At 70.1% G+C, this 17,198-nt stretch carries 15 protein-coding genes; 6 read left to right on the top strand and 9 right to left on the bottom strand.

Annotated elements, in window-relative coordinates:
• Positions 1-2: 2 nt before the first annotated feature.
• Complete coding sequence (locus G6N16_RS04950) at positions 3-494, bottom strand: NUDIX hydrolase (RefSeq protein WP_083030049.1); 492 nt, start codon at positions 492-494, stop codon at positions 3-5.
• 161 nt (positions 495-655) lie between these two features.
• Between G6N16_RS04950 and glnX the strand changes: the two genes are divergently transcribed.
• Genes glnX through G6N16_RS04935 form a run of 3 tightly spaced genes read left to right on the top strand, consistent with a single transcriptional unit; the run spans position 656 to position 5,191 of the window.
• Positions 656-1,975, top strand: a complete 1,320-nt coding sequence (glnX, locus tag G6N16_RS04945; protein ID WP_083030050.1) for a protein kinase G-activating protein GlnX — start codon at positions 656-658, stop codon at positions 1,973-1,975.
• The gene (locus G6N16_RS04940; RefSeq protein ID WP_083030051.1) at positions 1,972-2,931 is read left to right on the top strand and encodes a glutamate ABC transporter substrate-binding protein; all 960 of its coding nucleotides are present in this window, start codon (positions 1,972-1,974) and stop codon (positions 2,929-2,931) included. The genes glnX and G6N16_RS04940 overlap by 4 nt, the downstream gene beginning before the upstream one ends.
• A gap of 1 nt (position 2,932) precedes the next feature.
• Complete coding sequence (locus G6N16_RS04935; protein WP_163787776.1) at positions 2,933-5,191, top strand: serine/threonine-protein kinase PknG; 2,259 nt, start codon at positions 2,933-2,935, stop codon at positions 5,189-5,191.
• A gap of 10 nt (positions 5,192-5,201) precedes the next feature.
• Here G6N16_RS04935 and G6N16_RS04930 read toward each other — a convergent pair whose 3' ends face one another.
• Positions 5,202-6,164, bottom strand: a complete 963-nt coding sequence (locus G6N16_RS04930; protein WP_234805772.1) for a cytochrome c oxidase assembly protein — start codon at positions 6,162-6,164, stop codon at positions 5,202-5,204.
• A 103-nt stretch (positions 6,165-6,267) separates the two neighbouring features.
• Here G6N16_RS04930 and G6N16_RS04925 point away from each other — a divergent pair, with 103 nt between their 5' ends.
• Positions 6,268-7,278, top strand: coding sequence for a VWA domain-containing protein (locus G6N16_RS04925; RefSeq protein ID WP_083030054.1), 1,011 nt, complete (start codon positions 6,268-6,270; stop codon positions 7,276-7,278).
• Here G6N16_RS04925 and G6N16_RS04920 read toward each other — a convergent pair.
• From G6N16_RS04920 to fgd, 3 genes are read right to left on the bottom strand one after another with little or no spacing between them, the layout of a single operon-like run.
• Entirely contained in the window at positions 7,256-8,470 is a 1,215-nt protein-coding gene (locus G6N16_RS04920) for an acetate kinase (RefSeq protein ID WP_179961183.1), read from the bottom strand. The genes G6N16_RS04925 and G6N16_RS04920 overlap by 23 nt on opposite strands.
• A complete protein-coding gene (gene pta / locus G6N16_RS04915; protein ID WP_083030056.1) occupies positions 8,467-10,551 on the bottom strand; it encodes a phosphate acetyltransferase in 2,085 nt (694 codons plus the stop codon). Before pta ends, G6N16_RS04920 begins: the two co-directional genes overlap by 4 nt.
• A gap of 53 nt (positions 10,552-10,604) precedes the next feature.
• A complete protein-coding gene (fgd, locus tag G6N16_RS04910; protein ID WP_083030057.1) occupies positions 10,605-11,615 on the bottom strand; it encodes a glucose-6-phosphate dehydrogenase (coenzyme-F420) in 1,011 nt (336 codons plus the stop codon).
• Between the two features lie 97 nt (positions 11,616-11,712).
• Here fgd and G6N16_RS04905 point away from each other — a divergent pair, with 97 nt between their 5' ends.
• Together G6N16_RS04905 and G6N16_RS04900 are read left to right on the top strand one after the other, a co-directional pair.
• Positions 11,713-12,456: an MBL fold metallo-hydrolase gene (locus G6N16_RS04905; protein WP_083030058.1), complete on the top strand. Its 744-nt coding sequence runs from the start codon at positions 11,713-11,715 to the stop codon at positions 12,454-12,456.
• 41 nt (positions 12,457-12,497) lie between these two features.
• Positions 12,498-13,340 (top strand): SDR family oxidoreductase, encoded by an 843-nt coding sequence (locus G6N16_RS04900; RefSeq protein WP_083030059.1) that lies wholly within the window; start codon positions 12,498-12,500, stop codon positions 13,338-13,340.
• Between the two features lie 464 nt (positions 13,341-13,804).
• Here G6N16_RS04900 and G6N16_RS04895 read toward each other — a convergent pair whose 3' ends face one another.
• The 4 genes from G6N16_RS04895 to purT are packed head-to-tail and all read right to left on the bottom strand — an operon-like array spanning position 13,805 to position 17,155.
• Complete coding sequence (locus tag G6N16_RS04895) at positions 13,805-15,055, bottom strand: O-succinylhomoserine sulfhydrylase (protein WP_083030060.1); 1,251 nt, start codon at positions 15,053-15,055, stop codon at positions 13,805-13,807.
• Positions 15,052-15,465, bottom strand: a complete 414-nt coding sequence (locus tag G6N16_RS04890) for a rhodanese-like domain-containing protein (protein ID WP_083030061.1) — start codon at positions 15,463-15,465, stop codon at positions 15,052-15,054. Before G6N16_RS04890 ends, G6N16_RS04895 begins: the two co-directional genes overlap by 4 nt.
• A gap of 30 nt (positions 15,466-15,495) precedes the next feature.
• On the bottom strand, positions 15,496-15,960 hold the full coding sequence (locus G6N16_RS04885) for an Rv0361 family membrane protein (protein ID WP_083030062.1): 465 nt from the start codon (positions 15,958-15,960) through the stop codon (positions 15,496-15,498).
• The gene (gene purT, locus G6N16_RS04880; RefSeq protein ID WP_083030063.1) at positions 15,944-17,155 is read right to left on the bottom strand and encodes a formate-dependent phosphoribosylglycinamide formyltransferase; all 1,212 of its coding nucleotides are present in this window, start codon (positions 17,153-17,155) and stop codon (positions 15,944-15,946) included. Before purT ends, G6N16_RS04885 begins: the two co-directional genes overlap by 17 nt.
• Positions 17,156-17,198: the final 43 nt, after the last annotated feature.

The following is a 17,198-nucleotide window of genomic DNA, read 5'->3' as shown; positions in this document are numbered from 1 at the left end:
CCTCACTCCAGCGGGAGTTCGGCGATCACCGCGCGCAGCCTCGGCCAGCTGGCGGCGAACCCGGGGTGCAGCGGCAGGCCGTCGACGTCCTCCTCGGCCACCCAGCGCAGCTCGGTGCTCTCCCGGTTGGCGACGGTGTCGAGCAGCTCGGCCGCGTCGGCGATGACGGTCGTGTAGCTCCACCGGCCGCCGCCGAGCGCGACGATCTCCGCGGTGACCACGGTGGAGCGCACCCGCAGGGCGGTGTCGGCCAGTCCGGCCTCCTCGTGGGCCTCGCGCACGGCGGCCTGCTCGGGGCTTTCGTGGCTGTCCAGGGCGCCGCCGGGCAGTCCCCAGGTGCCACCCTGGTGGCTCCACGGCGCGCGGTGCTGCAGCAGCACCGCGGCCCCGCCGTCCGGGCGTGGCGCGCGCAGCAGCAGGCCGGCCGCGCCGTGGCGCCCCCAATGATGGGTTCCCGCATCGGAAATCACCCAGCCGTCGCCGTCACCACGCACGCGTCCAGGATAAGCAGAAAGCGCCGCTCACAGACACGCCGGTACTCGACACTCGCGCCAGTCCTGGCGAACCGGCCCCAACTGTCACACAATGTTCTTAGAATTTGCTTACCCAAGAGGTGAGTTGTCCGGCAAGGCTTCGGGAAGGCAGGCCACGACAGGTGACGGTTGAGCTGGCGCACCCGTCCACCGAGCCCCTGGCCTCCCGCTCCCGGCCCGGCCAGGCGCTGCCGCGCTGGTGGTTCCTGTGGACGACGCCCGGCCGGATCCTGGCCATCGGCCTGACCCTGGCCACTCTCGGCGTGCTCACCGCATTCGCCACCTCGACGGCGATCAACTCCCGCCAGCAGGCGCTGACCACCGTCCTCAACCACACCGAACCGCTGTCGTTCGCGGCCGGGCAGCTCTACACCAAACTGTCGGTGGCCGACGCCGCCGCGGCCACCGCGTTCATCGCCGGGACCGAGCCGCAGCCCGTCCGGCAGCGCTACGAGCAGGCACTCACCGATGCGTCGGTCGCCCTGACCCAGGCCTCGTCCGGACTGACCGACCCGACCATGCAGGAGCTGCTGGGCCGGATCAACGCCCGGATGGCCGTCTACACCGGGCTGATCGAGACCGCCCGCACCAACAACCGGGCCGGCAACCCGGTCGGCTCCTCGTACCTGTCGGAGGCGTCGTCGCTGATGCAGGACGGCATCCTGCCCGATGCCCAGAAGCTCTACGAGTGGGCTTCGGGCAGGGTCGACGCCGCGACCACCGCGTCCACCCGCATCCCCGCGCCGGCCATCCTGGTGGTGGCGACCACCATCGTGTTCGGGCTGTTCGCCGCGCGCTGGCTGGCCCGGCGGACCCGGCGCCGGATCAACCTCGGGCTGGTCGCCGGCGGTCTGGCGATCGCGGTGATGGTCGGCTGGGTCGGCACCGCGCTGATCATCTCGACGGCCGGCAGCCGGCAGGCCAAGAACACCTCGGCGGACTCGCTGCGGGTGATCACCAACCTGTCGATCACCGCCCAGCAAGCCCGGGCCGACGAGACCCTGTCGCTGATCCGGCGCGGCGACGAGAACGCCCGGAAGCAGTCCTACTACCACCGCATGCAGACCATGGACGAGCTGCTGACCAGCTATCTGTCCCGGCACGACAGCGTGGACAAGTCCGACCTGGCCGACGCCGACCAACTGCTCGCCCGCTGGCAGTCCGCCGACGAGCGGATCAACGCCTACATCTCGGTCGGCAACTACCAGGCCGCCACGCAGGTCGCACTGGGCACCGGGGAGGACGATTCCACCCCCGCCTTCGACAAGCTGGAGCAGGCACTGTCGTCCGGGCTCAAGGCCAGCCGCAACCAGTTGCGCAGTGACATCGTGTCGGCCCAGCGGGTGCTGTCGGGCACCACCGTCGGCGGCATCGTGCTGTCGCTGGGCGCGGCGATCGCCGTGGCGCTGGGACTCTGGCCGCGGATGAGCGAGTACCGATGATCGGCCGTCGGCTGTTGGCCGCGGCCGGTGCGGTGCTGCTGACCGGTTGCGGCGCCGTCAGCGTGCCGCCCACCCCACCGTCGCTGAGCCTCGCGCCGCCGACGCCGGCCGGGATGGCCGAACTGCCGCCCGAGCGCGCAACCGCCCCCAGTTCGCCGGATGACTGCAACGCCACCGCCAGCCTGCGGCCGTTCCCGGACAAGGCCGCCGCCGACGCCGCGGTCGCCAAGATCCGGGCCCGCGGGCGTCTCATCGTCGGGCTGGACGTCGGCAGCAACCTGTTCAGCTTCCGCGATCCGGTAACCGGCGATATCAACGGTTTCGACGTGGACCTGGCCGGTGAGGTGGCCCGGGACATCTTCGGCAGCCCCAATCAGATCGAGTACCGCATCCTCAGTTCGGCCGAACGGATCACCGCCCTGCAGAAGGAGCAGGTCGACATCGTGGTCAAGACCATGACCATCACCTGCGAACGCCGCAAGCAGGTCAACTTCTCCACCGTGTACCTCTATGCGTATCAGCGGATTCTGGCGCCGCGCAGTTCGGCGATCGCCCAGTGGTCGGATCTGTCGGGCAAGCGCGTGTGCGCGGTGCGCGGCACCACCAGCCTGGACCGGATCCAGCAGATCTACCCGGCGCCGATCATCGTGTCGGTGGTGACCTGGGCCGACTGCCTGGTGGCCCTACAGCAGCGTCAGGCCGACGCGGTGTCCACCGACGACACGATCCTGGCCGGGCTGATGTCCCAAGACCCGTACCTGCACATCGTCGGGCCCAGCATGGCCCAGGAGCCCTACGGCATCGGTATCAACCTGGCCAACACCGGGCTGGTGCGGTTCGTCAACGGCACGCTGGCCCGCGTCCGCGCCGACGGCACCTGGAATACCTTGTACCGCAAGTGGTTGACGGTTTTGGGGCCGACACCGACACCTCCGGCGGCCAGGTATGTGGATTGACATGAGCGCCGACGAGACACCGGAGGACGTCCCCGAGGCCGAGGACCCCGGCACCCAGCGGGCCGACGTGTTCGCCGATTCCGCATCCACGCTGCGGCCGATGGCCACCCAGGCGGTGTACCGCCCGGACTTCGACGACGACGATGATGACGACGACCTGTCCTCCGGCCGTTCCGACACCACCCGGACCTCCGAGCCGGTGCGGATGGTCGCGCCGGTCCGCCGGGTCGGCGGTGGGCTGGTCGAGATGCATCCGGCGCCCGAGCTCGACCCGCTGACCGCGCTGATGACCAATCCCGTTGTCGGGGAGAAGAAACGCTTCTGCTGGAGCTGCAACCGCCCGGTCGGCCGATCCGGCCCCGACGGCCCGGGCGCGATCTCCGGCAACTGCCCGCACTGCGGCGCCGAGTATTCGTTCGTGCCGCAGCTCAAGCCCGGCGACATGGTGGCCGACCAGTACGAGATCAAGGGCTGCATCGCCCACGGCGGTCTGGGCTGGATCTATCTGGCCGTCGACCACAATGTCAACGAACGCCCCGTCGTACTCAAGGGCCTGGTGCATTCCGGCGACGCCGAGGCACAGGCCATCGCGATGGCCGAGCGGCGATTCCTGGCCGAGGTGGCGCACCCGTCGATCGTCAAGATCTACAACTTCGTCGAGCACCCGGACAGTCGCGGCGAACCGGTCGGCTACATCGTGATGGAGTACGTCGGCGGCCTGTCGCTCAAACAGCATGGCACACTGCGGCTTCCGGTGCCACAGGCGATCGGATATATGCTGGAGATCCTGCCGGCGCTGGGCTATCTGCACTCGATCGGGTTGTGCTACAACGACCTCAAGCCGGAGAACATCATGCTGACCGGCGACCAGCTCAAGTTGATCGACCTGGGCGCGGTGTCGCGCATCAACTCGTTCGGTTTCCTCTACGGAACCCCGGGCTATCAGGCGCCGGAGATCGTCCGCACCGGCCCGACGGTGGCCAGCGACATCTACACCGTCGGGCGCACCCTGGCGGCGCTGACCCTGGTGATGCCGGTGAAGAAGGGCCGCTATCTCGACGGGCTGCCCGAGGACGATCCGGTGCTGGCCAAGTACGACAGCTTCGCCCGGTTGTTGCGCCGCGCCGCCGATCCGGATCCGCGCCGGCGGTTCGGCAGTGCCGAGGAGATGGCCGGTCAACTACTCGGTGTGCTGCGCGAAGTCGTCGCCCAGGATACCGGGCTGCCCCGCCCCGGCCTGTCCACCATGTTCAGCCCGTCACGGTCCACGTTCGGGGTGAAACTGCTGGTGGCCCACACCGACGTCTACCTCGACGGGCAACCGCACTCGGAGAAGCTGACCGCCACCGAGATCGTCACCGCGCTGCCCGTCCCGCTGGTCGACCCGACCGACCCGGGGGCCGCAGTGCTCTCGGCGACGGTGCTGTCCCAGCCGGTGCAGACCCTGGATTCGCTGCGCGCGGCCCGGCACGGCGCGCTGGATGCCGAGGGCATCGACTTGAGCACCTCCGTCGAGGTCCCACTGATGGAGGTCCGCGCGCTGCTGGATCTGGGCGACGTCGCCAAGGCGGCCAGCAAGCTCGACGACCTGGCCAACAAGGTGGGCCGACCCTGGCGGCTCATCTGGTTCCGCGCGGTATCCGAGTTGCTGTCGACCGACTATGAGGGCGCCACAAGGCATTTCACCGAAGTGCTCGACGCGCTTCCGGGTGAGCTGGCGCCGAAGCTGGCGCTGGCGGCCACCGCGGAACTGTCCGGCGGCGCCGACGAGGAAAGCTTCTACGAGACGGTGTGGCGCACCGACAACGGGGTTATCGCCGCCGGGTTCGGGCTGGCCCGGGCGCAGGCCGTGCGCGGCGACCGCGAGGCCTCGGTGCAGACGCTGGACGCGGTCCCCTCGACGTCGCGGCATTTCACCACCGCGCGGCTGACCAGCGCCGTGACCATGCTGTCCGCCCGGTCGATCAGCGAGGTCACCGAGGAACAGATCCGGGAGGCCGCCCGCCGCGTGGACACGCTGCCGGAGACCGAGCCGCGGGTCCCGCAGATCCGGGCGCTGGTGCTGGGCACCGCGCTGGACTGGATCATCGACAACACCGCCGACCCGCATCACATCCTCGGTTTCCCGTTCACCGAATCCGGGTTGCGCCTGGGCGTGGAGGCGTCGCTGCGCACACTGGCGCGACTGTCCCCCAGCCAGACGCACCGCTACACGCTCATCGACATGGCCAATACCGTACGGCCGATGACGACGTTTTGACGGGCTGACCTCAGCGCCCGAACCGGGCCCGCAGCTGCGGATCCGACAGCCACCAGGGAGCTCCGGGCGGTTCCGGCCCGGGGGCATCACCGTCGGCCACCGACAGGTCGGCGGCATCGAGTTCGGCGTCGACCTGCTCGGCCCTCCGGGCTTCGTGCAGCCGCAGCGCGCGCATCAGCACCAGCAGGAAGCCGAGGCTGAGCACGTCGGCGACCAGCCACAGGATGCCCGCGCCGATGGACTGGTCCACCCGCGGGCTGGGTCCCCAGGTTCGGTGCAGACCCGCGTAGTAGTCGACGGCGACCAACGGACCCAGCCACAGCACGACGCCGAGCAGCCCGTCGCCGATCGACTCGGCGACGCTGATGCAGATGGAGATCATCGGTGAATAGCGGTGCGGCACCGGGTCGGCCTGGATGCGGCTGTAGAAGTAGCCGAACCCGATGAGCACCAGCAACACCCGCGTCGCCGACGCGATCGGACCCGTCATCGAGGCCACGTACCACGGTGTCAGGTACAGCAGCCAGGGCGTGCCGAGCATCACCAGCGCGGTCGGCGCCGGAGAGATCAGCATCCGGGCCGGCGTCGAGGCGAGCGCGTCGTCCAGGCGCCGCCGGGCCCCGCCGCCGAGGCCCGCCCGGACGGTGGCCACCGGGCGGCCACACGCCAACAGCAGGGGCACCGCGAACATCAGCACGAGCACCTGCAGCGCCCGCATCCAGAACAGCACCGGGGCGTAGACGGCGATCGCGCTGCAACCGGTCAGCAGCCACAGCACCAGGCCCGCACCGAAACACCACGCAGCCGCGCTTGTGTTCCCGTCGGGACCACCACGGTCGGTCGCGGGAGCGCTGCGCCATGCTCGCCAATAGCCCAGTGCCGCAAGCCCGACGAGCACCACGGTCACCGGGTCGAAAAGCCACACCGACACCGCCACGGCCGGTGTCAGCGGAACCGCCACCGGGTCGGACACGGAGCCCGAGCCTACGCCCGGAAACCACGCCTCCCCACCGGGCACAGCAAACCCCCAGCCGGTTTGGGGAATCCCCGAGGGTTCCCGGCTAGCCTCGGCGCCCATGGATCTGCCGCTGCTGGGCCCGGTGACGCTGACCGGGTTCGCCCACCCGTGGTTCTTCCTGTTCGCCCTCGTCGCCGCGGCCGCCGTCGCCGGCTACCTGCTGATGCTGCGGCGCCGGCACCGCCACGTGCTGCGGTTCGCCAACACCGAACTGCTCGACACCGTCGCCCCGCCGAGTCCCAACCCCCGGCTGCGGCACCTGGCCGCGGCGCTGACCGCCCTGGGCCTGGTGCTGCTCACCGTCGCACTCGCCGGCCCCACCCACGATGTGCGGATTCCGCGCAACCGGGCCATCGTCATGCTGGTCATCGACGTCAGCGAATCCATGGTCGCCCGCGACGTCGCCCCCAGCCGGTTGGAGGCCGCGAAGGCGGCGGGCAAGCGGTTCGCCGATACGCTACCGGCCGGCATCAACCTTGGTCTGGTCGAATTCGCCGGAACCGCAACGGTGTTGATGCCACCGACCACCAACCGGCACGCCATGGACGCCGCCATCGACAAGCTGCAGGCCCAGGAGCGCACCGCCACCGGCGAGGGTATTCTCACCGCGCTCGCCCAGATCGCCGCGGTGTCCGGGTCAATCGGCGGCGGCGAGGGCCCGCCGCCGATGTCCATCGTGCTGGAATCCGACGGTAAGGAGACCGTCCCGGCCGACCCGAACGCCACCCGTGGCGGGTTCACCGCCGCGCGCTCGGCCAAGGAGCAGGGCGTCAAGATCTCGGCGATCTCCTTCGGCACCCCGAACGGCACCGTCGAGATCCAGGGGCAGCAGATCCCGGTACCCGTGGACGACGCGACGCTGCGACGGATCACCGAGATCGCCGACGGGCGGCTGTTCCACGCCGAGAACCTCGACGAACTCGACCGCGCCTATACCGACCTGCGCAACCAGCTCGGCTACCAGATCGTGCCGGGCGACGCCAGCCACGCCTGGGTGGTGCTGGCCACTGTCGCCCTGGCCGCCGCGACCGGCGTCGGGCTGGGTGTCAACCGGCGGCTTCCGGGCTGATCAGGTCCACCACGGCCACCACGTCGCGGGCGATGGCCAGTTCCTCGTTGGTGGGCACCACCAGCACGGTGACCGGGGAATCGTCGGCCGAGATCCGGCGGATCCCGCTGTCGGGCGCACGGTTTCGGGTCTCGTCGATGTGAATCCCCAACCGCTGCAACCCCGCCAGGGAATCCGCGCGCACCGCCGCGTCGTTCTCCCCGACCCCCGCGGTGAACGAGATGACGTCCGCGCCACCGAGGACGGCCAAGTAGGCGCCGATATACTTGCGCAGCCGGTGGATGTAGATGTCGTAGGCCAGCCGGGCATCGGCATCACGAGCGTCGATGCGCCGGTGCAGTTCCCGGAAGTCGATGGCACCACCGACACCGAACACCCCGGAACGGCGGTTGAGCATGCTCTCGATCTCGGCCGAGGACATGCCCGCCTCGCGGGCCAGGTAGAAGATGATCCCCGGGTCCAGGTCGCCGCTGCGGGTGCCCATCACCAGGCCCTCCAGCGGCGTCATTCCCATCGAGGTGTCCACCGCCCGGCCGCCGGCGATCGCCGACGCCGACGCACCGTTACCCAAGTGCAGCACAATCTGATTCAGCTCGGTAGTCGGCCTGCCGAGGAACTGCGCGGCCTGCTCGCTGACGTAGCGGTGCGAGGTGCCGTGGAATCCGTATCGGCGAATCTGCCAGCGTTCCGCGATCTCCCGGTCGATGGCGTAGCGGGCGGCGGCATCGGGCAGGTCGTGGAAGAAGGCGGTGTCGAACACCCCGACGTGCGGCACGTCGGTCAGCAGCCGGCGGGCCACCTCGATGCCGTGCAGTCCCGGCGGATTGTGCAGCGGCGCAAGCGGGGACAGCTCGGTGATGACGGCCACCGCCTCGTCGTCGAGCCGTGTCGGCGCGTACATCCGCCGCCCGCCGTGCACCATCCGGTGTCCGACGGCGACCAGCCCGACGGTGTCCAGGTCGCCGCCGGCCTCGGTGAGCATCTCGAAGGCCAGCCGCAGGGCGGCGTCGTGATCGGCGACGTGGCAGGACCGGGACACCGTGCGCTCGCCGAACCGCACCCGCGCCGACGACGGGTCGTCGCCGATCCGCTCGACGATGCCGTCGGCGATCTCCAGGCCGGAATCGGGCTGTACCAGTGAGAATTTCAGTGACGATGATCCAGAGTTGATCACCAGGACCGTGCGGTTCACCGCAATTCCCCCTGCGCCTGGACGGCCGTGATGGCCACGGTGTTGACGATGTCGGTCACCAGTGCCCCGCGGGACAGGTCGTTCACCGGCTTGTTCAGCCCCTGCAGCACCGGCCCGATGGCGACCGCGCCCGCGCTGCGCTGCACGGCCTTGTAGGTGTTGTTGCCGGTGTTGAGGTCCGGGAAGATCAGCACGGTGGCCCGCCCGGCGACCGGGGAATCGGGCATCTTGGTCAGCGCGACGGTGGGCTCCACCGCGGCGTCGTACTGGATCGGGCCTTCCACCAGGATTTCCGGTGCCCGATCGCGGACCAGTTGGGTTGCCACAGCGACCTTTTCCACATCCGCACCGGCACCGGAGGATCCCGTAGAGTAGGACAGCATGGCGACCCGCGGGTCGATGCCGAACTGCGCGGCGGTGAGCGCCGAGCTGATGGCGATGTCGGCGAGCTGCTCGCTGGTGGGGTCGGGCACGATGGCGCAGTCACCGTAGGCCAGCACCCGGTCGGCCAGGCACATCAGGAAGATCGACGACACGGTGTTGATGCCGGGCGCGGTGCGGATGATCTCCAGCGCCGGGCGCACGGTGTGGGCGGTGGTGTGCCGGGCGCCGGAGACCATCCCGTCGACCATCCCGTTGTGCACCAGCATGGTGCCGAAATAGGAGACGTCACGCATGATTTCGCGCGCCTGGTCGTGGGTGACCCCCTTCTTGCGGCGCAGTTCGGCGTACTGCGCGGCGAACCCATCGCGCAGCGGCGAGCTCACCGGGTCGATGACGTCGGCCGCCGAGATGTCCAGGCCCAGTTCGGTGGCGCGCGCCCGGACCACCGATGCCTCACCGAGGATGGTGAGGTCGGCGACGCCGCGGCGCAGCAGCCGGCCGGCGGCCTGCAGGATCCGGTCGTCATCGCCCTCGGGCAGCACGATCCGGCGGCGGTCCGAGCGGGCGCGCTCGAACAGCTCGTGTTCGAACATCTGCGGGGTGGTGACCGTCGGGATCGGCAGCGACAGCGCGGCGACCAGTTCGCAGACGTCCACGTGGCGTTCCATCAGCTCCAGCGAGGTGTCGATCTTGCGCTGGGACCGCAGGGTCATCCGGCCGCGGGTGCCGGCAACGGTTTTCGCGGTTTCGAAGGTGCCCAGATCGGTGGTGATGACCGGCAGCCGCAGCCGCAGGCCGTCGACCAGCGCAGCGATCGACGGGTGCAGGTCCAGACCGCCGTTGAGGATCACCGTGGACAGCGACGGGAACCCCTCGGCGGCATGGGCACCCATCACCGAGAGCACCACGTCGGAGCGGTCCCCCGGGGTGATGACGGCCATGCCCTCGGAAAGCCGTTCCAGCACATGCTCTGCCGTCATCCCGGCCACCAGCACGCCCAGCACCTCCCGGCCCAGCAATGCCTCGTCGCCCTTGATCATGGTGCCGTCCACGGCCTCCAGCAGTTCGGCGACCGACGGGGCGGTGAGCATCGGTTCCTCGGGCAGCACGTAGGAGTTCTTCGCGAGTGGTGCGAGCGCGGCGGCGACGTCCGCCAGCTGTTCGGGGTTGCAGCGGTTGGCCACCACCGCCGCGGTGTGCGCATGCTGGGCGGCGATCTCGGCCAGGCACACCTCGACGGACTGGGCGATCTGCGCGGGGGTGCGGCCCTGCCCGCCCACCGCCAGCACCACCGGGGCGCCGAGGTTGGCCGCGATCCGGGCGTTCACCGAGAGTTCACTGGGTGTTGCGACGTCGGTGTAGTCGCTGCCGACGATCAGCACGGCGTCGCAGCGGTCGGCCATCGCATGGAACCGGTCGACGATGGTGGCGATCGCGGTGTCGGTGTCGGTGTGCAGCTGCTGGTAACCGACGCCGACGCATTCGTCGTAGTCCAGTCCGGCGGTGCTCTGCGCGAGCAGCAGTTCCAGGATGTAGTCCCGGCCCTCGCCGACGCGGGTGATCGGCCGGAACACCCCGACCCGCGGCGCGATGGCACGCAGCCGATTCAGGATGCCGAGCGCGATGGTCGATTTTCCGGTGTCACCCTCGGGTGCGGCGATGTAGATCGCGGTGGTGCGGCTGGCGGTGTCGGACACGACCTACAGTGTGTCAGCCGGGCCGACCGGACGGGGATTCAGGCAGACCTCGGTCACGCCAACTTGCGCAGGCGTGGCGCCAGATCCGTCTCGAAGAGGTTCAGGAACCTGCGCTGGTCGTGCCCCGGGGCGTGGAACACCAGGTGGTTGAGACCCCAGGAGACGTACTGGCCGACCTTCTCGACGGCCTCGTCGGGATCCGAGGCCACGATCCAGCGCTTGGCGACCTGCTCAATGGGCAGGGCGTCGGCCGCGCGCTCCATCTCGATTGGGTCGTCGATGTCGTGCTTTTGCTCGGCGGTCAGCGACAGCGGCGCCCAGAATCGGGTGTTCTCCAGTGCCAGTTCAGGATTCGGGTCATAGGAGATTTTGATCTCAATCATCTTGTCGATGTCCTCGACACTGCGGCCGGCGGCTGCGGCACCCTCGGCAACGGCGGGCATCAGCTTCTCGGCGTAGAGCTCCGCGCCCTTGCCGGAGGTGCAGATGAAGCCGTCACCGGCCCGCCCGGCGTACTTGGCGACGACGGGTCCGCCGGCCGCGATGTAGACCGGCACCCCGTCCGCGGGCACGTCGTAAATGGAGGCGCCCTTGAGGTGGTAGTAGTCGCCGTCGAAATCGACGCGGCCCCCGCGCCACAGTTCCCGCATCAGCCGCACCGACTCGCGCAGCCGGGCAAACCGCTCCTTGAAATCGGGCCATTCGCCGGTGAAGCCGGTGGCGATCTCGTTGAGTGCCTCGCCGGTGCCCACACCCAGGAACACCCGATCCGGGTACAGGCAGGCCATGGTCGCGAAAGCCTGCGCGATCACCGCCGGGTTGTAGCGGAACGTCGGGGTCAGCACCGAGGTGCCCAGCTGGATGCGCGAGGTCCGTTCCCCGACCGCGGTCATCCAGGCCAGCGAGAACGGAGCGTGGCCGCCCTCGTGTCGCCACGGCTGGAAGTGGTCGCTGACCGACGCGCTGTCCATGCCGTGCGCCTCGGCCAGCACCGCCAGCTCCACGAGTTCCCGAGGCGCGAACTGCTCCGCCGATGCCTTGTATCCGAGTTTGAGTTCAGCCACGTCCTTGTTTCTACTCCAACCGGCGGCCACGCATCAGGGCGCCCTGGGTCCCGTCGTCCATCGGCCCGCGGGCCCGCGACGCTCTAGGCTCGACGCCATGGCAACAGTGGCCGGCAACAGCCTCGTCCGGGTCACCGACACGGTCTACGCCGCGCACACCCCGCACGTGAACTGGACGCTGGTGACCGGCGACAACGCGGTGCTGCTGATCGACGCCGGATTTCCCGGTGACCGCTCCGCCGTGCTGGCGTCGCTGGCCGAGCTCGGCTACCGGCCCGCCGACGTCGCCGCGGTGCTGCTGACCCACGCCCACGTGGACCATTTCGGCACCGCGATCTGGCTGGCAGGCGAACACCACGTGCCGGTGTACTGCCACGCCGACGAGGTGGGCCACGCCCGCCGCGACTATCTGGAACAGGCGTCCCCCACCCAGATAGCCCGGCAGGCCTGGCGGCCCCGGTGGCTGCGCTGGTCGCTGGAGATCGCCCGGCTCGGCGCGCTGACCCCGGCCGGCATACCGACCGCCGCCGCACTGACCCCGGAGTTGGCCGCCGCGTTGCCGGGCGCGCCGCGGGCGGTGCCGACCCCCGGCCACACCGGCGGGCACTGCTCGTACCTGGTGGGTTCGGTGCTGGTCAGTGGCGATGCGCTGGTCACCGGCCATCCGGTCAGCGGCCGGGTCGGGCCGCAGCTGCTGCCGTCGGTGTTCAACCACGACGAGGCGCGGTGTCGCGCCAGCCTGACGGCGCTGGCCGACGTCGACGCCGAGATCCTGGTGCCCGGCCACGGCGAGGTGTGGCACGCACCGATCCGCGAGCTGGCCGCCCAGGCCCACTGCTGAACTATTGACAGGTGTCAATTATCAGCGGGTAGGGTCACGCCATGAACAACATCGCGGGCCGCACCGTCGTCATCACCGGAGCCGCCCGCGGCATCGGCTACGCCACCGCCGAGGCGCTGCTGGACCGCGGGGCACGCGTCGTCATCGGTGACCGCGACCGCCCGGCCCTGGACGCCGCCGTCGCGCAGCTGTCCGCCCGCGGCACGGTCACCGGACATCCCGTCGACGTCACCGCGCCGGAGTCGTTCGCCGCGTTCCTCGATGCAGCCCGAGGCGACGGCGGCCGCATCGACGTGCTGATCAACAACGCGGGGGTTATGCCGGTCGGCCCGTTCCTGGAACAGTCCGACCAGGCCATTCGCACCGCGGTCGAGGTGAATCTGTACGGCGTGCTGACCGGCTGCCGGCTGGTGCTGCCGGAGATGGCGGCGCGGCGCTCGGGGCACGTCGTCAACATCGCGTCGGTCGCCGGCCTCATCCCGGTACCCGGGCAGGCCGTCTACGCCGGCACCAAGTTCGCCGTCGTCGGCCTCAGCGCCGCGCTGTCCGACGAGTTCGCGCCCCAGGGCGTGCACGTCAGCACCATCATGCCGACCTTCACCAACACCGAACTCATCGCGGGGACACACACCACGGCCGCCCAGCAGACCGTCGAACCGGCCGACGTCGCCGCGGCGGTGGTCAAGGTCCTGGACAGGCCCACGACGGCGACCTCGGTGCCCGGGATGATGCGTTACCTCGCCGCCGCCTCCTCGGTGCTACCCACCGGCGCCCGCCGCTGGCTCAGCCACCGGCTCGGCAACGACCGGGTGTTCCTCGACTTCGACCGCACGACCCGCGCCGGCTACGAACAGCGTGCCGAGGGGTCGACGGGCATCGACTGAGCCCAACCACCCGGCCGAGTGCGTGTCCCCGGTCGACATGCCGCTCTCTCCCGTTGACTCAGAACCCACGCCGTATTTCCAGCACCGGATTCCAGCCTCTGTTCCGGATGAACGTGGCCACACCGCCGAACGTGGACCTCCCGCAACCTGGCGGTTGGCTAAGGCTCACGGTCGAGGGGAAGGGGGCCTCGCAGGCTCAGCCCAGCGCTTGGCCCAGGCGCCGGTTGAAACGACCTGTCTCCTGCGCCCTGGGCCTCGCAGGCTCAGCCCAGCGCTTGGCCCAGGCGCCGGTTGAAACGACCTGTCTCCTGCGCCCTGGGCCTCGCAGGCTCAGCCCAGCGCTTGGCCCAGGCGCCGGTTGAAACGACCTGTCTCCTGCGCCCTGGGCCTCGCAGGCTCAGCCCAGCGCTTGGCCCAGGCGCCGGTTGAAACGACCTGTCTCCTGCGCCCTGGGCCTCGCAGGCTCAGCCCAGCGCTTGGCCCAGGTCGGTGATCAAATCCTCGGTGCCCTCCAGGCCCACCGAGATGCGCACCACGCCGTCGCCCAGGCCGATCGCGGCGCGGCCCTCGGGGCCCATCGCCCGGTGCGTGGTGGTCGCCGGGTGGGTGATCAGCGTCTTGGAGTCGCCCAGGTTGTTGGAGATGTCGATCAGCTTCAGCTTGTCGAGCACCTCGAACGCCCGCGCCTTGCCGCCGTCAACGGGCGCCACGAGTTCGAAGGTGATGACCGTGCCGCCGCCGGACATCTGCCGTCGGGCCAGCTCGTACTGCGGGTGCGACGCCAGGAATGGGTATTTCACCCAGCTCACCGCGGGGTGGCCCTCCAGGAACTCCGCGATGCGCAGCGCCGAGGCGTTGGCGTAGTCGACCCGCAGCGGCATGGTCTCCAGGCCCTTGAGCAGCGTCCACGCGTTGAACGGACTCAGCGCGGGCCCGGTGTGGCGCATCAGCGTCTGCACCGGCCCGTCGATGTACTCGCGAGTCCCCAGGATCGCGCCGCCGAGCACTCGGCCCTGGCCGTCAATGTGCTTGGTGCCCGAATACACCACGACGTCTGCGCCCAGCGGTAGGCCCTGCTGGAGCAGCGGGGTGGCAAAGACGTTGTCCAGCACCACCTTTGCGCCCGCGGCGTGGGACAGCTCGGCGACCGCGGCGATGTCCACCAGCGACTGCATCGGGTTCGACGGCGTCTCGAAGAACACCGCCTGGGTCGGCACCGACAGTGCCTGCTCCCACTGGTCGAGGTCCTCGCCGTCGACGAACACCGTCTCCACACCCCAGCGCGGCAGGATCTCGTTGCACACCACGAAACACGAGCCGAACAGGCTGCGGGCGGCCACCAGGCGGTCCCCGGCACCCAGCAGCGCCCCGAGCGAGGTGAACACCGCGGCCATACCGCTGGCCGTCGCGAACGCCGCCTCGGCACCCTCCATCAGCCGCAGTCGTTCCTCGAACATCTGGACCGTCGGGTTGCCGTAGCGGGAGTAGACGAACCGGTCGATCTCACCGGTGAACGCCTTCTCCGCGTCGGCGGCGGTGGCGTAGGTGTAACCGGAGTTCAGGAAAAGCGCCTCGGAGGTCTCCTCGAACCCCGAGCGCATCAGCCCGCCGCGCACCCCGATGGTGGCCTGACTGACGCCCTCGGGCAGCGACTTGGGAATGCGAACCGACGGGACGGACGCGACGGAATCAGCCTGATCGGAACCAGAGCTCACGACTGCACCCACGGCAGCCCGACGGACTTCCAGCCGCCGCGGCCGCGGTGCCGCTGCTCGTCGAGCTGCCCCTCGAACCCGTCGAGCATGTTGTACGACGGGGCGATGCCGGCCGCGGTGGCCACCTCGGCCGCCGGGATGGACCGGTTGCCCGAGCGGCACAGGAACACCACCGGCCGATCACCCGGTGTCACACCGGCGGCGATCAGATCGGCCACAAAGTCCTCATTGTGCGTGCCATCGGTGCGGTTCCACGGCACGAAGACGACCTCGCGGCCCAGATCCGTCAGGTCCGGCGCGCCGACGAACGCCCATTCGGCGGGGGTGCGGACGTCCACCAGCACGGCGTCGGGGTGCTCGGACAGCAGGGTCCAGGACTGTTCGGGGGTGATGTCTCCGGCGTAGTTCACCCGGTCAGTTTATGCCCGGATGACCCGCGGTCACGATGCGGTGCACACCTGCCAGTGGCCATCGTGCCGCTCGAAGGTGGTTGCGGTGTCGACCTTCTTCGACCGGTCGTCGCCGAAGAAGTAGACGACGGTCGCCGTCGCCCGGTCACCGTCGACGACGATGTTGTTCACCCCGTCGACGTACCGGTCGCCGTGGGCGGCCACCGACGCCTTCTGCCGCGCGGCGAGCTGATCGGCGGTCCCGACCAGCGACGGGCAGGTGAACCCGGCGTACGCGTTGTAGTCGACCCGCTGCAGGGCGTCGTTCTGGCCGATCGCGGCGCGGATCACCTGGTCCTGATCGGTCTGCTCGTCGGAGTTCAGCAGCGCGTTGAGGCCGATCCCGATCAGCACCAGCACCACCACGCCGAGAGCGACCATGAAGGGCAGCGGGCTGCCGCCGGTGCGTTCGTCGTCGTCGCGGTCAGTGCCGTCGCGGTCAGCGCTCTCGCTCATCCGGTTTCCCACTCCTGCCTCCGGCGTTCGCCCGCAGCGCGGACGACGCCCGTCGTACCCGGTCCCGGGCCTCGGCGACCTCCGGGGCGGTCGCCAGTGTCAGCTCGAGGCGCCGCTGCGCAGCGCGGCCGGACCCGGTGAACACTCGCACATCGGTCTCGGGCACCTGCAGGGCCATGGCCAGCGCGTCGATGCCCGGGCGCGCGGCGTCGGCGCCACCGTAGGTGAGTTCGGCGGCCGACGGGCTGACCATGATGGTGTCCAGCGGCAGCCCCAGCACCGCGCGGGCGTGCAGGTCGAACACGTTGAGCCGCTGCGACACCAGGGTCAGCAGACCCGCCTCGGTCGGCCAGCCGGTGACGTCGGAGAAATACACCTCGTCGCCGCTGACCAGCAGTTCCACCCCGAACAGGCCGCGGCCGCCCAACGCGTTGACGATCCGGGCCGCGATCGAGCGGGCCGATTCCAGCGCCACCTGACTCATCGGCTGGGGCTGCCAGGACTCGGTGACGGCCGAGCCGGCGAAGCCGTCGAGCTGGCGGTGCCCGATCGGTTCGCAGAACGACATGGTCGCGTCGGCGCCACGCACGGTCAGCAGGGTCAGCTCGTAGTCGATCTCGACGACGGCCTCGGCCAGCACCCGCTGGTGGGTGATCCGGCCGGCCACCGACACCGCACGCTGCCAGGCCGGTTCGACGTCGGCGGGCCGCAGCAGCACCGACTGGCCCTCACCCGGCAGCGCGACCAGCGGCTTGACCACCATCGGGAAGCCGGCGTGCTCGGCGATCGCCGCCAGTTCGGTCGCCGACGCGGCGAACCAGAACGGCACGGTGGGCAGTCCGAGCTCGTCGGCGGCCAACCGGCGCAGCCCCTCGCGGTCCAGGGCCAGCCGAACGTTGCGGGCACTGGGCGCCACGGTCGCGCCGTCGTCCTCGAACGCTGCCAGCGCACCGGCGGCCACCGCGTCGGTGGCGCTGACGACATAGCCCGGCGCGACGCGGCGCAGCAACGCCGTCAGCGCCTCCGGATCGGTCAGCGTTACCACCTCGGCGGCGTCGGCGATGCGGGCGGCCGCACCGCCGGGGCGGCTGTCCACCGCGACGACCTCGACCCCCAGCCGGGTGAACGCGGCGACCTGCTCGGCGCCAAGTTCACCGGATCCCAACAGTGCGACGCGCGGCCGGTGATCGGGCATGCTGACAGAATTCACCGTGCCGTCCCGACCGCGGGAGTCCGGG

It is taken from the genome of Mycolicibacterium insubricum (genome assembly GCF_010731615.1).
In the GTDB taxonomy this organism is placed as follows: Bacteria; Actinomycetota; Actinomycetes; order Mycobacteriales; family Mycobacteriaceae; genus Mycobacterium; species Mycobacterium insubricum.
Note: the sequence above shows the minus strand (reverse complement) of the source record. Positions and strands in the feature narration are given on the sequence as shown.